The organism is Streptomyces sp. CO7, from assembly GCF_053474865.1.
Window position 1 is genome coordinate 1 of record NZ_JBRIOU010000030.1, and the last position, 13,440, is coordinate 13,440.

The following is a 13,440-nucleotide window of genomic DNA, read 5'->3' on the forward strand; positions in this document are numbered from 1 at the left end:
CGTGGAGGGGGACGGTGTCGCCGCGGTGGTCGGCGGTCTTCGGGCGGGGCCGGTCGAAGGGCAGCTCGAGCTGGTCGGGAATCCCGTCGAGGGTCTGCTTCCAGTAGGCCAGCTGCCTGCTCGCCAGAGAACCGGCATCGTCCTCACTCCCCAGCAACTCCCGCAGCCACAGGGCGTAGTCCGCGTACTGCACGGGCAGCGGTGACCAGGCCGGTGCGGTACCCGCGCATCGCGCGGTGTAGGCGAGGCTGATGTCCCGGGCCAGCGGAGCCAGTGACCAGCCGTCGCTGCCGATGTGGTGCTGCAGCAGGAGCAGGACGTGGTGGTCCGGGCCGGCGGCGAACAGGATCGCCCGCAGCGGGAGATCGACCGTGACGTCGAAGGCGGTGTCACCGGCGGACCGCAGCGCCTCGTCGAGATCAGATGCTTCGACCTCCCTCACGGGAAGCTCGAGGCGGATCTGGTCGGGCTCCAGAATGCGCTGCCGGGGCTGCCCGTCGACCTCGGGGAAGACCGTCCGCAGGCTCTCGTGCCGGCCGACCACATCGGCGATCGCCGCCTCCAGGGCCGCCCGGTCGAGGGCCCCGGACAGTCGCACGGCGTAGGGGAGGACGTAGGTGGCGCTCGTCCTCTCCAGCTTGTTGAGGAACCAGAGGCGGTTCTGCGCCGGGGACAGCGGTATCCGCTCGGGCCGGTCGGTGGCGGTCAGCGCGGCCCTGGCCGGGTCCGCCTCGGTGACCTTCTGGGCGAGTGCGGCGACGGTGGGGGCCTCGAAGAGGGCCCGCACCGGCAGCTCGACGCCCAGGGTGGTGCGGATGCGGCTGACCAGGCGGGTGGCGAGGAGGGAGTGCCCGCCGAGGGCGAAGAAGTCGTCGTCGATGCTCACGGCCGGCAGCCCGAGGATGTCGGCGAACAGGCCGCAGAGGGTCTCCTCCCGCGGAGTGCGGGCGGTGCGCCCGGTCCCGGCAGCGGGCAGGTGGGGGGCGGGCAGGGCCCGGTAGTCGACCTTGCCGTTGGTGGTCAGCGGAAGCTGGTCGAGGACCACGAACGCCGAGGGCACCATGTACTCCGGCAGCAGGCCGGCCGTGTGGGTGTGCAGGGCCTCGGTATCCAGGTCGGTGCCGCGTCCCGGCTCGGTGACCACGTACGCCACCAGCCGCTTGTCACCCGGCTGGTCCTCCCTGGCGACCACCGTGACCTGCGACAGCTCCGGCAGACCGCTCAACACCGTCTCGATCTCCCCGAGTTCGACGCGGAAGCCGCGGATCTTGACCTGGTCGTCGGCCCGGCCCACGAACTCCAGCAGCCCGTCCGGGGTCCAGCGGGCGAGGTCGCCGGTGCGGTACATGCGGCTGCCGGCCGGGCCGAAGGGGTCGGCCACGAAGCGGTCGGCGGTCAGGTCGGGACGTCCGTGGTAGCCACGGGCCAGACCCGCGCCCGCGAGGTACAGCTCTCCTGCCACGCCGGCCGGCACCGGGGACAGCTCCTCGTCGAGGATGTGGGCGCGCATGCCGTCCAGCGGGCGCCCGACCGGTATCGGCGCCGGTACGTCGTCGGGCCTGGTCCAAGGAGCCTGGCTCGCGAAGAGGGTGGTCTCCGTCGGGCCGTACGTCGATCGGACCACGGTGTGGGGGCAGTGCTCCAGGACTCGTCGGACGGCGGTCGGGGAGATGACGTCGCCGCCGGTGATCACCTCATGCACACCGGCGAAGCAGCCGGGGGCCTCCTCCGCCATGACGCGGAACAGGCCGGCCGTCACCTGCAGTCCGGTGATCTCCTCCTCGGCGATCAGGCGGGCCAGCGTCGCCACGCTCAGGTCACCTTCCGGCGTGACGACCGTCCGCCCGCCGTGCAGCAGCGGGACCCACAGTTCGTACGTCGAGGGATCGAACGCGTACGGGGCCACCATCAGCACCCGCTCGTGCGCACCGGGTTCGGTGAACATGCTGTCCCCGGCCAGGTCCAGAACATCGCGGTGGGTGACCGCGACGCCCTTGGGGCGGCCGGTGGAGCCGGAGGTGTACATCACGTACGCCAACTGCTCAGGCTGCGAGTCGACTTGAGGGTCCACCACCGGCAGGCCGGCAAGTGCCGTGTCCTCGTCCACCACCACGACCGTCGGGGCGGAGGGCAGGCTGCGGCCGCGCATCGCCGCGTCCGTGAGGAGCACCGGCGCGGACGTCTCGTCCACGATCCACTGCATCCGCTCCAGCGGACTCCCGCTGTGCAGCGGGAGGTAGAACGCCCCGGCCTTCAGCACCGCCAGCAGCGCGACGACCAGGTCCACCGAGCGTTCCATCAGCACCGCCACCGGCGCCTCCGGACCCACCCCGGCGCCCACCAGCCGGTGCGCCAGCCGGTTCGCCCGCTCGTCCAACTCCCGGTACGGGAGCTCCCGTCCGGCACACCGCACCGCCACCACGTCCGGCGTCCGCAACGCCTGGGCCGCGAAGGCCGCCTGCACCGACCCACCGGTCGACGCCGCGCTCGGCCCGAGGGACCGACTTCCAGCAAGGACGACAGCATCTGCAGCACGCATTACCAAACACCCTCTTCCGGGGTAGAGCTCGCACGAGGTTCAGCAGGACCGGCGACGCGGACTTCCGGGCGGTTCGGGCCGGTCCGCAGGGCAGGCAGGACGGTGGGAGGCCGCGCTGCGGGAGCGGGCGCGGCTCACCCGCTCAGCCGCTGACCGCCGCAGTCCTGGAGCCGCTCGCCCAACTCCTGCGCGAACTCCGTCCAGGTCTCCGCGTAACGGCGGGCCAGGTGCGTCACCAGATCGCCGGAGTGCGGCGGTACGGCGGCGGCCAGGTCGGCCCACATGCTCTGAGCGATGGCGTTGTGCTGCAGCAGGCGGAGCAGGTGACGACCCGACTCCCGCTGACGCAGGGCGGGATCACGCAGCAGCTTCTCGAGCACTGCCGCGGGGTCCGCCTCCGGCGGCTGCGCGCGCCGCGCCGCCGTGCTGCCGACCGCGACGAGGTGCCCGGCCGACCGCTCCCGCGGCGCGGTTGCGCCGGCATCGGCCCGCGGGCCGGGCTTCCCACCCGTACCGCCGGGATCCTGGCCCGCCGCCAGACGCTTGCGGACGTCGCTCACCGTCATCGGCGAGACCCCCGCGATCCGGGCCACCTCGCGCAGCGATGCCTGCGGATTCTCGGCCAGGACCTCGGCCGCGCGCTGCCGGCCCTCCACACTGCTCAGCGGCCGGACCCGGCCGTCCCGGCCGACCCGCACGCTCTCCCGGGACTCCGCGCCGGAACGTCGGCGGATCGACGCCACGGTCTTGGCGCCCAGGCCCGAGGCCCGGGCGATGGAGCGGTCGGACAGGTGCGGATGGGTGGCCACGATCCGCGCCGCGGCCGCGCACCGGTCGGCCTGGGACAGGGGAAGTCCGTGCGTGACGTTCGCCTCGACGCCGCGCAGGAAGGCGTCGTCGGCGCTGCCGTCGAAGAACCGCACGGAGATGGTCCGCCGGCCCCGCAGTCGCGCGGCGGCCAGACGGTGCACCCCGTCGATGACGCGCAGGGTGCCGCGCTCCACCAGTATCGGCGGGAGCTGCTCCTCGGTCTCCGCCAGCCTGGCGATGTGTTCCGCGTCCTTCCCGGCGGACCGGGGGGACTCGCCGACCGTCAGGGTGTCGAGGGGGACCTCGACACCCTGCGGCTCGGACGGCTCCGCGCCACGAGCGGCCGGGCGGATCAGGTTCTCGGGTCGGGTGCCTGCGGTCGGTGCGTCCGTCGTTCTCACTGGGTCGGCCTCCGGAGATGCGCAGCGGTGCACTCGGTGACGGTCCATCCGTCCAGCGGCGGAGCCTGTCCGAGCGTGCGTCGCATGAGTCGATCGACCTGCTCCTCGGCGTGGGCCAGGTCGTGTGCCCTGACGAAGACCACGATGCTGAGGTCCTCGTCGCCTCGTGCCACCGTCAGGTGCTCCAAGCAGTCCTGCGGCAAGGCGGCCGCCCAGATCATGCTTTCGACCGAGGCGGCGGTGGAGACCACTTCCCCGACCGGCGGGGGCGGGGTCATACGGACGACTACGGGGAGCATGCCGGTGTCTCCTGCTCAGCCGCTCCGGCTCCCGCGCCCGGCCCCGCCACACCTCGGGCCGAGGCACGGCCGCACCCGGCGTCGGGCACCGGGTCGACGGGGACGTGGGCGGATCCGGCTCCATGGGGCACGCGCCTGTCGGCCACGCCGGCGAGGACGGACGGTGCCGGAAGACCGATGGTGACGGCAGCAGCGGCGCGAGGCATGGCGGTGCTCCTGAGGGGAGGGGCAGGGGTCGGTCGCCGGGCGACGGGCCAGTTCGGCGGCCGTGCAGTGGTGGCGACAGGAAAAGCTTCCCGTCCGTGCACTCCGCTCGTAAGGACCTGGCCCCGGCATGAAGTGCCGGGGCCGCATGGTGCCAATCGCCGGCGCCCGGGAAACGCCGTCGACCAGCGCCTTCAGCGCATTGGCACGCACCGGCCAGGACTCAAGCGGCCACTCCCCGCCGGCCTCCGTCCGCCCGCGCCGTGCGGGGTGTCCATTTGCGGCAGCGCCGCAGATGGACGCTCCCTCCACCGCGGCCTTCGCCGACGACACGCACCCGCCGCACTCCCGCCGCACCCTGGCGCATTCCTGAGTGCGCGACGGCAGCGCCCCAGCTGCGTCCCGGTACCCCGGCGCCCCGGCAACAGCACCCCGGCTGATCGCCGGATCGCCGGATCGCGGGATCGCGGGATCGCCGCATCGCCGGATCGGCGCACGGCTGGATCGGTGCATCGCCGGGTCGGTCCGTCGGACGGGCCGGCCGCTGTGACGGCGGCCCGCGCCGGGTCCGCGCCGGGCCCGCGCCGACGAGCACGCCGGGATTGGACGCCACCGTCACCGGTTGGAATTCACCCATGGGGCGTGCCAACCTCGCTGCAGAAGCCGCCGGGCCACTGGGCGCGGCGATCGTGTGCACAGCGACGAACCTGGCGCGCATCTCCCCGCGGGCCGTCGATTCCGGATCGTGAAAAGGTCCCGGGATCCTTCCTCTTTTTCGCCACGGCGAGTTCCGCATGCCTTCAGTACGTCAAGGACGAGCAATTCCCTGTGCAGTCGCACGGAACAGAAGGAGCGAGGTCATGACCAATCCTTTCGAGAATCCCGAGGCGGAATACCTCGTGCTGATCAACGACGAGAAGCAGTACTCGCTCTGGCCGAAGTTTGCCGAGGTGCCGGCCGGCTGGACGGTCGTCCACGACAGCGACCGCGCCTCCTGCATCGAGTACATCAACGCGAGCTGGACCGACATGAGGCCGCACAGCCTCGTCCAGCAGATGCACACCACGGCGTGAACCTGCGCCGCCCCAGCACTCCAGCTCCTGTCCACCCAGTCGACCGGGATGGTGAAGCACAATGACGAATGCGAACGCGTCCGTCTTCGACGGACTCTTCGTCGATCATGTCGAGTTCTACGTCCAGGACACGGAGGTGGCCGCGGCGCAGTTCGAGGACGGCTACGGATTCGAGGTCTACGGATCCTCCGGGCCGGCACAGTCCGCCACGCCCATCCGTTCGCTGGCACTCGGCAAGAACGACATCCGGCTGGTCCTCACGTCGGCGCAGGGCGCCGACCACCCCGCCGCCGCCTACGTCGCGCAGCACGGTGACGGAGTGGCCGACATCGCCCTCGGGACCCCCGACGCCGCGGGGCTGTTCGCCGAGGCAGTGCGCCGCGGCGCCGCCCCGGTGGCGCCGCCGGCCGAGCGGGACGGGCTCGTCACGGCCTCGATCAGAGGCTTCGGCGATGTGATCCACACCTTCGTGCAGCGTCCGGCCGGCACCGACGCACGGCGGCTTCCGGGCCTCTCGCCGGTCCGGGGGCAGGGCGCCCGGTTCGACAGCGGACTGGGCGAGATCGACCACTTCGCCGTCTGCCTGGAGTCCGGCCAGCTCACGCCCACCGTGGAGTTCTACGAAAAGGTCCTGGACTTCCAGATGATCTTCGAGGAGCGCATCACGGTCGGCAGTCAGGCCATGGACTCCAAGGTGGTCCAGAGCCGGTCCGGCGCCGTCACGCTCACCCTGATAGAACCCGACACCTCGCTGGAGCCGGGGCAGATCGACGGATTCCTGAAGAACCACGGCGGCGCCGGCGTCCAGCACATCGCGTTCACCGCGGACAGCATCGTGGAATCGGTGGGTCTGCTCAAGTCGCGGGGAGTTCCTTTCCTCAGCACGCCGGACGCCTATTACCGGCTGCTTTCCGTCGACCTGTCCAAGTACTCCGTGCCCGAGATGCAGGAGAAGGACATCCTGGTCGACGAGGACCACGACGGCCAGCTGTTCCAGATCTTCACCTCCTCGGTCCACCCGAAGCGCACGTTCTTCATGGAAATCATCGAGCGCATGGGTGCGCGCACCTTCGGCAGCGGGAACATCAAGGCGCTCTACGAAGCGGTCGAGCGCCAGCGTGCCGAAGTGGGGGCCTGAGGCTCATGGCACAGCAGTCCGGGGCAACGGCCGGCACGTCCACGGCGCAGCCCGTGTGCGTGGACGACCTGCGGCAGTCGGCCGCCGCACGCCTGGCGCCGGCGGTGTGGGACTTCGTCGCCGGAGGCAGTGGCACGGAAACCACCCTGGACGCCAACCGTGCCGCGCTGGACGGCGTGTCCCTGATGCCGAGGGTGCTGGCGGGCGTCAAGGAGACCGACACCGGTGCGCGACTGCCGGGTACCTCGGCCTCGCTGCCGCTCGCCGTCGCGCCGATGGCGTACCAGCGTCTGCTGCATCCGGAGGGCGAACGCGCGGCCGCCGAGGGAGCCCTGGCGGCGGGGGTGCCCTTCGTGGTGAGCACGATCAGCAGCTGCTCGCTGGAGGAGATCGCCGAGGTCGGCGCGGACCTGTGGTTCCAGCTCTACTGGTTGCACGACCGCGGGCGGATGGCCGAGCTCATCCGCCGCGCCGAGAACGTCGGCTGCCAGGCGCTGATGGTGACCGTCGACGTCCCGATCATGGGCCGCCGGCTGCGTGACCTGCGCAACGAGTTCACGCTTCCCTCCTGGATCCGCAGCGCCAACCTGGAGTCCGGCGGTCTCTCCGCGGCGCACACGCACCGGCCCAGCGAGTCCGCCGTGGCCGCGCACACGAGCATCGCCTTCGACCGCACGTTCAGCTGGTCCGACCTGGAGTGGATCCGGGAGCAGACCCGGCTCCCCCTGGTGATCAAGGGTGTCCTCGATCCCCGGGACGCGCAGACGGCGGTCCGGCTCGGGGCCGACGCGGTGGTGGTCTCCAACCACGGCGGACGGCAGTTCGACGGCGCGCCGGCCAGTGTCACCGCGCTGCCGGGCGTGGCCGATGCGGTGGGCGGGCGGTGCCAGGTCCTCATGGACAGCGGCGTCCGCAGCGGCACCGACATCCTGCGGGCGCTGGCGCTGGGCGCCGAGGGGGTCCTGATCGGACGTCCGGTGCTGTGGGGGCTGAGCGTGGCCGGAGCGGCCGGAGTCGCCCAGGTGCTGTCGCTCCTGCGCCAGGAACTCGAGGAGGCCCTCCTCCTGGCCGGCTGTGCCGATCTCGCCGCCGCACGGAATCTGCGCTCGTTCGTCCCCGGCACGCGTGACTGACCGCGCGCCCGGACCCCTTGACCTGTGAATGAACGACGGAAGGAGAAAAAGCCATGCATGACATGAACGACCACGAGTTCGATGTCGTTGTCGTCGGTGGTGGGCCGGGCGGTTCCACCGTTTCCACTCTGGTGGCCATGCAGGGTCACCGTGTTCTTCTCCTCGAGAAGGAGGAGTTCCCCCGGTACCAGATCGGAGAGTCGCTGCTGCCCTCGACGGTGCACGGTATCTGCAGACTCCTCGGTGTCTCGGAGGAGTTGGAGAAGGCCGCGTTCATGCCCAAGCGCGGCGGCACCTTCCGCTGGGGCAGCAGCCCCGAGCCGTGGACGTTCTCCTTCTCCGTCTCCGACACCTTCTCGGGCCCCACCTCGCTGGCCTACCAGGTCGAGCGGATGGAGTTCGACCAGATCCTCCTGGACAACGCGCGCGCCAAGGGTGTCGAGGTCCGCGAGAAGAGCTCCGTGGTGGACGTCGTCGAGGAGGACGGCCGGGTCTGCGGCGTGCTCTACGCCGACGCGGAGGGCGTCCGGCACGAGGTGCGCAGCCGCTTCGTCGTGGACGCCTCGGGCAACAAGAGCCGCATCCAGAGCCGGATCGGCGGCAGCAGGCACTACTCGGACTTCTTCAAGAACATCGCCCTCTTCGGCTACTTCGAGGGCGGTAAGCGGCTCCCCGCCCCCAACTCCGGCAACATCCTCTGCGCGGCCTTCGACGCCGGCTGGTTCTGGTACATCCCGCTCACCGACAAGCTCACCAGCGTGGGCGCGGTACTGCGGCGCGACGCCCTGGAGCGCGTGCAGGGGGACCGGGAGAAGGCCCTGCTGGGCCTGATCGACGAATGTCCGCTCATCGCGGACTTCCTGTCCGAGGCCCGCCGGGTGGAGAGCGGACCCTACGGCGAGGTCCGGGTCCGCAAGGACTACTCGTACTGCCAGGAGAAGTTCTGGCGCCCCGGCATGGTGCTGGTGGGCGACGCGGCGTGCTTCATCGACCCGGTGTTCTCCTCCGGCGTGCACCTCGCCACCTACAGCGGTCTGCTGGCCGCCCGCTCCATCAACTCGACGCTGGCCAAGGAGTTCGACGAGACGCAGTGCTTCGAGGAGTACGAGGCGCGGTACCGGCACGAGTACTCGCTCTTCCACGACTTCCTGGTGGCGTTCTACGACATGCACCAGGACGAGGACTCGTACTTCTGGAGCGCGAAGAAGGTCACCAACAGCTCGGCGCCCGGGCTCGAGTCCTTCGTCGAACTGGTCGGCGGCGGAGCGTCGCACGAGAGCGGACTGGTCAACGCCGCCTCCTACGCGCAGCAGCGCGAGGCCACGTTCCGGGAGTTCTCCGAGCTGGCCGACGAGCCGGCCGGCGAGAGCGGCACGGACCGCGACCTGTTCGATTCGACGCTGGTCCAGTCCGTCCTGGACGAGGGCGCCCGGATCCAGCTGCACGCCGAGCTGGGCGAGGTCGTCGACGACGACGGCCCGATACGGGACGGCGGCCTCGTGCCGTCCGCCGACGGGATGCACTGGGCGGAATTCCGCTACTGACCTTTCCGGGTCGTCGACGGTCGCGGGCCGGCTCCGGCCGAGCGGGGCCGTTGTGGCACGGGGACGTCCAGAGGCTGATGGGGGTAACGGTGATACGCACGATGGCCGTGGTCGGCACGGGTCTGATCGGCACGTCGATCGGCCTGGCCGTGAGCCGGCACGGGGTGAAGGTGCACCTGCTCGACAAGGAGGAAGTGGCCGCCCGCACGGCTGCCGCGCTGGGCGCGGGAGACGTGGGCGCTTCGGAGGAACCGGTCGACCTGGCCGTGATCGCGGTGCCACCGAGCTCGGTCGGGAGTGTCCTCGCGGAGCTGCAGGCGCGAGGGGCGGCCCGCGCCTACACCGACGTGGCCAGCGTCAAGGCGCACGTGGCGAGGGACGTCCAGCGGTCCGCCGGCGCCCCGTCCAGCTTCGTCGGCGGACATCCGCTGGCCGCCCGCGAGCGGTGCGGCCCGCTCGCCGCCCGGGCGGACCTGTTCGAGGACCGGGCCTGGGTGCTGACCCCGTCGCCGACGACGTCCCAGGACGCGGTGAACCGGGTGCTCGAGATGATCGCCCTGTGCGGGGCCGTCCCGGTGATCATGGACGGCCGCGCGCACGACGACGCCGTGGCACTGACCTCGCACGCTCCCCATGTGGTGGCCAGCCTCATGGCCGCGCGCGTCGAGCACGGCTCGCGGGACTCGTTCCGCCTCGCGGGCCAGGGGCTGCACGACGTGACGCGGATGGCCGTCAGGGACACCGGGCTGTGGAGCGACATCCTGCGCGCCAACGCGCCGGCCGTCGCCGGCGTGCTCCGCGAACTCAGGGACGACCTGACGGCCCTGCTGACCACGCTCGACGACCTCTCCGGTCCACCGCGGGACGACAGGAGCCGCTGCCTGGCGCCGATGACCGACCTGCTGGACCGAGGAGCCGCCGGACTGGCGGCGATCCGGGGCTGGGAGGCCGCGGACCGGCAGACACGGGTGGAGGTCCTCGTCCCGGAGGGCCCCGGGCAGCTCATCCGCCTGCTGGACGCGCTCAAGGCCCTCCACGTGGAGGCGGAGGACGTGGTGCCCGGCTGGTCGACGGAGGAAGGACGGCTTTTCCTCACCTTCGCCGTGCCGGCGGTGCACGCCGGCCGGCTCGCACTGGAACTGGGCCGGGCCGGCTGGAGGGCGGAATGCGCGCACCCGGTCTCCGCCGCACCCTGTTCGGCCCGGACATGAGCGGCCTCGGGCTGCCCGCTCACGGCCTGGTCCCTCTCGTCGGCCGCCCGCGGCCCGGCGCCCACCGTTTTGAGACTGCGAATGGAGACAGGTGAATGTACGCACAGGAAGACTCCATGACCGAACCTCTCCGCGTGGCCATCATCGGCACCGGAAACATCGGCTGCGACCTGCTGCTCAAGGTCATCGCCTCGCCCCACCTCCGGTGTGAACTGTTCGCCGGCCGACGTGCCAGCTCGCCGGGCATCGCGCTCGCCGAGTCCCACGGGGTCGCCACGACCGCCGGCGGGATCGACGCCGTCGCCGAGATGGCGGACCGGATCGACCTGGTCTTCGACGCGACGTCGGCCCAGGACGCGGTGCACAACTGGAAGATCCTCGAGAACCTCGGCATTCCGGTCGTCGACCTCACGCCGGCGCACCTCGGCAGGTTCTGCGTTCCGGCGCTCAACCTCGAGGAGTGTCTCGCCGAGCCGAACGTGAGCATGGTGACCTGCGGAGGACAGGCCGCGGTGCCCATCGCGCGGTGCTTCAGCGACGCCTCCGACGGCCCTCTCGGGTACCTGGAGATCGCCACGGCCAGCGCGTCGGCCAGCGTCGGTCCCGCGACGCGGGCGAACATCGACGAATACGCCTTCACCACCCAGCAGGCCACGCACGAATTCGCCCGGGTGGACAGCTGCAAGACGATCCTCATCATCAATCCGGCGGAGCCCGGAATCGTCATGCGGAACACCATCGCGGTGCCGGCCTCCGAGAACATCGACATGGAAACCCTGCGCGTCTCCGTGGAGCACATGGAGAAGCGGATCAATTCCTATGTCCCCGGTTATCGCGTCGTCGTTCCGCCGGTCGTCGTCGGCGATCGCGTCATGGTGACCATCGAAGTGGAAGGACTCGGCGACTGGCTCCCGCGCTACGCCGGGAATTTGGACGTCATCACCTGCGCGGCAGTCGCCGTCGCCGAGGGACGAGCGGAGGCACGTCGATGAACAACCCTGCCGAACGACAGCTCAAGATCTGTGACACGACTTTGCGGGACGGAAACCACGCCGTATCGCACCAGTTGGGCCGCAACGACATCGTCGCCTACGCGAAGGCCGCGGAACTGGCCGGCGCCGACCTCCTCGAGGTCGGGCACGGCAACGGGCTCGGCGCCTCGTCCATCCAGATCGGCCGCGCCGCGCTGACCGACGCGGAGATGCTCACCGCCGCGCGCGCCCAGCTGAAGCAGACGCGGCTCGGTGTCCTGTCCATCCCCGGGATCGCGACGGTCGAGGGCGACCTGAAGCCCGCACTCGACCACGGGGTCGACGAGGTCAGGGTGGGTGCTCACTGCACCGAGGCGGACGTGACCCGCCAGCAGATCACCATGCTCCGGGAGATGGGCGTCACCGTCAAAGGCATGCTGCTCATGAGCCACATGGCGCCGACCGGGGCGCTCGTCGAGCAGGCGCGGCTCATGCAGCAGTACGGGGCGCACGCCGTCATCCTGATGGACTCCGCGGGCGCCTACACACCGGCCGCGGTCGCGGAGAAGGTCGGCGCGCTGGTCGAGGAACTCGACATCGAGATCGGGTTCCACGGCCACAACAACCTGGGCCTGTCGGTGATGAACAGCATGGCCGCCGTCAAGGCCGGTGCGACCGTCGTGGACGTCACGGCCCGCGGCTTCGGCGCCGGGGCCGGCAACGCGCCGCTCGAGCTCATCGCCGCGAACCTGCACCTGGAGCAGATCGACACCAAGCTCCAGCTCTTCGCGGCACTCGACGCGGCGGATCTCGCGGAATCCACCTTCGTCAAGCGCGTTCCGACGAACGACAGCGTCACCATCACCAGCGGAATCGCCGGGGTCTTCTCCGGATTCGCCGTTCCCACGCGCCGTGCCGCGGAGCGTTTCCAGGTGGACCCGCGGCAGATCCTGATGGAGCTGGGCCGCAGGGGCGTCGTCGCCGGCCAGGAGGACACCATCATCGAAGTGGCGATGGAACTCGCCGAGAAGAACTCCCTGCTCGACGCGGCATGAAAACCGATCCGAATTCAGTCAATTCTCACACCAACGAGGAGACACGGTGAACTTGCATTCCGCGCACGAGGTGGGAGCGGATATCGCGGCGGTCGCCGCACTGCTCCAGATCGGCGCCGAGATCGGCGTCGACCAGGTGCTGGACTCGGGCCGCACGTTCGGCGCCGCCGACCTGGCCGAGGTGACGGGTCTCCCGCAGGAAGGCCTCGAGCGGTACGTGCACGCGCTGTCGGCGGCCGGGCTGGTCGTCGCCGAGGACGGCGAGGGCAGATACCGCGCCGCCGACGACTACGCGGACTGGAGGCACGAGGCCGGCTACCTGTCCTGGTCGCTGACCGCCAACAGCCCGTTCCTGCAGAACGCGCGGGCCTTCCTCGCCGACGGCGAGTCCGCCGCCGAGGCCCACCAGCGTGACGGGCGACGGGTGGCGGTCAGCTCACGCTGGATCGGGGACCGCGCCTTCTACCCCGCCGTCGTCGAACGGGTCGTGGCCGCCGAGGCGAAGCACGTCGTCGACCTCGGTGCGGGCGCGGCCGGCCTGCTCATCGGCCTCCTCGCCCAGGACGAGGGCCGTACCGGTGTCGCCCTCGACCTGAGCGCGGGCGCCTGTGCCGCCGCGCGCGAGGCCGCGGGGCGCGCCGGCGTCGACGACCGGCTGCGGGTCGTCGAGCGGTCGGTCGAGTCGCTGATCGCCGATCCGGGCCCGCTCGAAGGGGCGGACGTCATCCAGGCGTGCTTCGTCATGCACGACGTCCTGCAGGACGAGGCCGCCTTCGACGACGTGCTGCGCACCTGCCGCAAGGCTCTGCGGCCCGGCGGTCTCCTGGCCGTCGTCGACGCGGTCTCGTTCGGGCAGGAGAAGCGCGAGCGCAAGTTCAGCGCTCTCTTCACCTACCTGCACGCGAACTTCATGGGTGTCGACCTGCCCACCGCCGACCAGTGGGTGGAGAAGTTCCGCAGCGCCGGTTTCTCGAACGTCGAATGCGTGTCGGGGCTCATGCCCGGCGGCCGGCTGTTCCTGGCGACCAAGTAACTCCCCACGGCCTGAATGGAGGCGTGCCG

General features: G+C 71.0%; 11 protein-coding genes. 8 read left to right on the forward strand and 3 right to left on the reverse strand.

Annotated features, from left to right (window positions below):
• From ACOV8S_RS30880 to ACOV8S_RS30890, 3 genes are all read right to left on the reverse strand, one after another.
• Positions 1-2,464 (reverse strand): amino acid adenylation domain-containing protein (locus tag ACOV8S_RS30880; protein ID WP_448321794.1); only part of this gene is annotated, 2,464 nt, incomplete at its 3' end.
• Positions 2,465-2,673: 209 nt separating this feature from the next.
• Positions 2,674-3,750, reverse strand: coding sequence for a ParB/RepB/Spo0J family partition protein (locus tag ACOV8S_RS30885; protein WP_448321795.1), 1,077 nt, complete (start codon positions 3,748-3,750; stop codon positions 2,674-2,676).
• Positions 3,747-4,049 carry a hypothetical protein gene (locus tag ACOV8S_RS30890; RefSeq protein ID WP_448321796.1) on the reverse strand — a complete coding sequence of 101 codons (303 nt, stop codon included), beginning with the start codon at positions 4,047-4,049 and terminating at the stop codon, positions 3,747-3,749. The genes ACOV8S_RS30885 and ACOV8S_RS30890 overlap by 4 nt, the downstream gene beginning before the upstream one ends.
• Positions 4,050-5,113: 1,064 nt before the next feature.
• On the opposite strand from ACOV8S_RS30890, the gene ACOV8S_RS30895 reads away from it, so the two are divergent.
• The 8 genes from ACOV8S_RS30895 (at position 5,114) to ACOV8S_RS30930 (ending at position 13,411) form a co-directional block, all read left to right on the forward strand.
• Positions 5,114-5,326, forward strand: a complete 213-nt coding sequence (locus ACOV8S_RS30895) for an MbtH family protein (protein ID WP_448321797.1) — start codon at positions 5,114-5,116, stop codon at positions 5,324-5,326.
• A gap of 61 nt (positions 5,327-5,387) precedes the next feature.
• Entirely contained in the window at positions 5,388-6,464 is a 1,077-nt protein-coding gene (hppD, locus tag ACOV8S_RS30900; RefSeq protein WP_448321798.1) for a 4-hydroxyphenylpyruvate dioxygenase, read from the forward strand.
• A 5-nt stretch (positions 6,465-6,469) separates the two neighbouring features.
• Positions 6,470-7,597, forward strand: a complete 1,128-nt coding sequence (locus ACOV8S_RS30905) for an alpha-hydroxy acid oxidase (RefSeq protein WP_448321799.1) — start codon at positions 6,470-6,472, stop codon at positions 7,595-7,597.
• 53 nt (positions 7,598-7,650) lie between these two features.
• Complete coding sequence (locus tag ACOV8S_RS30910) at positions 7,651-9,141, forward strand: tryptophan 7-halogenase (RefSeq protein WP_448321800.1); 1,491 nt, start codon at positions 7,651-7,653, stop codon at positions 9,139-9,141.
• Between the two features lie 89 nt (positions 9,142-9,230).
• Positions 9,231-10,352 carry a prephenate dehydrogenase gene (locus ACOV8S_RS30915; RefSeq protein ID WP_448321801.1) on the forward strand — a complete coding sequence of 374 codons (1,122 nt, stop codon included), beginning with the start codon at positions 9,231-9,233 and terminating at the stop codon, positions 10,350-10,352.
• Between the two features lie 116 nt (positions 10,353-10,468).
• Positions 10,469-11,344, forward strand: a complete 876-nt coding sequence (locus ACOV8S_RS30920) for an acetaldehyde dehydrogenase (acetylating) (protein ID WP_448321802.1) — start codon at positions 10,469-10,471, stop codon at positions 11,342-11,344.
• Positions 11,341-12,378 (forward strand): 4-hydroxy-2-oxovalerate aldolase, encoded by a 1,038-nt coding sequence (gene dmpG, locus ACOV8S_RS30925; RefSeq protein WP_448321803.1) that lies wholly within the window; start codon positions 11,341-11,343, stop codon positions 12,376-12,378. Before ACOV8S_RS30920 ends, dmpG begins: the two co-directional genes overlap by 4 nt.
• Before the next feature lie 46 nt (positions 12,379-12,424).
• Positions 12,425-13,411: an SAM-dependent methyltransferase gene (locus ACOV8S_RS30930; RefSeq protein ID WP_448321804.1), complete on the forward strand. Its 987-nt coding sequence runs from the start codon at positions 12,425-12,427 to the stop codon at positions 13,409-13,411.
• The last annotated feature ends 29 nt before the right edge of the window (positions 13,412-13,440 follow it).

Coding starts and splice junctions, on each gene's coding strand:
- ACOV8S_RS30890 (WP_448321796.1), bottom strand. CDS start 4,049: ATGCTCCCCGTAGTCGTCCGTATGACCCCGCCCCCGCCGGTCGGGGAA.
- ACOV8S_RS30895 (WP_448321797.1), top strand. CDS start 5,114: ATGACCAATCCTTTCGAGAATCCCGAGGCGGAATACCTCGTGCTGATC.
- hppD (WP_448321798.1), top strand. CDS start 5,388: ATGACGAATGCGAACGCGTCCGTCTTCGACGGACTCTTCGTCGATCAT.
- ACOV8S_RS30905 (WP_448321799.1), top strand. CDS start 6,470: ATGGCACAGCAGTCCGGGGCAACGGCCGGCACGTCCACGGCGCAGCCC.
- ACOV8S_RS30910 (WP_448321800.1), top strand. CDS start 7,651: ATGCATGACATGAACGACCACGAGTTCGATGTCGTTGTCGTCGGTGGT.
- ACOV8S_RS30920 (WP_448321802.1), top strand. CDS start 10,469: ATGACCGAACCTCTCCGCGTGGCCATCATCGGCACCGGAAACATCGGC.
- dmpG (WP_448321803.1), top strand. CDS start 11,341: ATGAACAACCCTGCCGAACGACAGCTCAAGATCTGTGACACGACTTTG.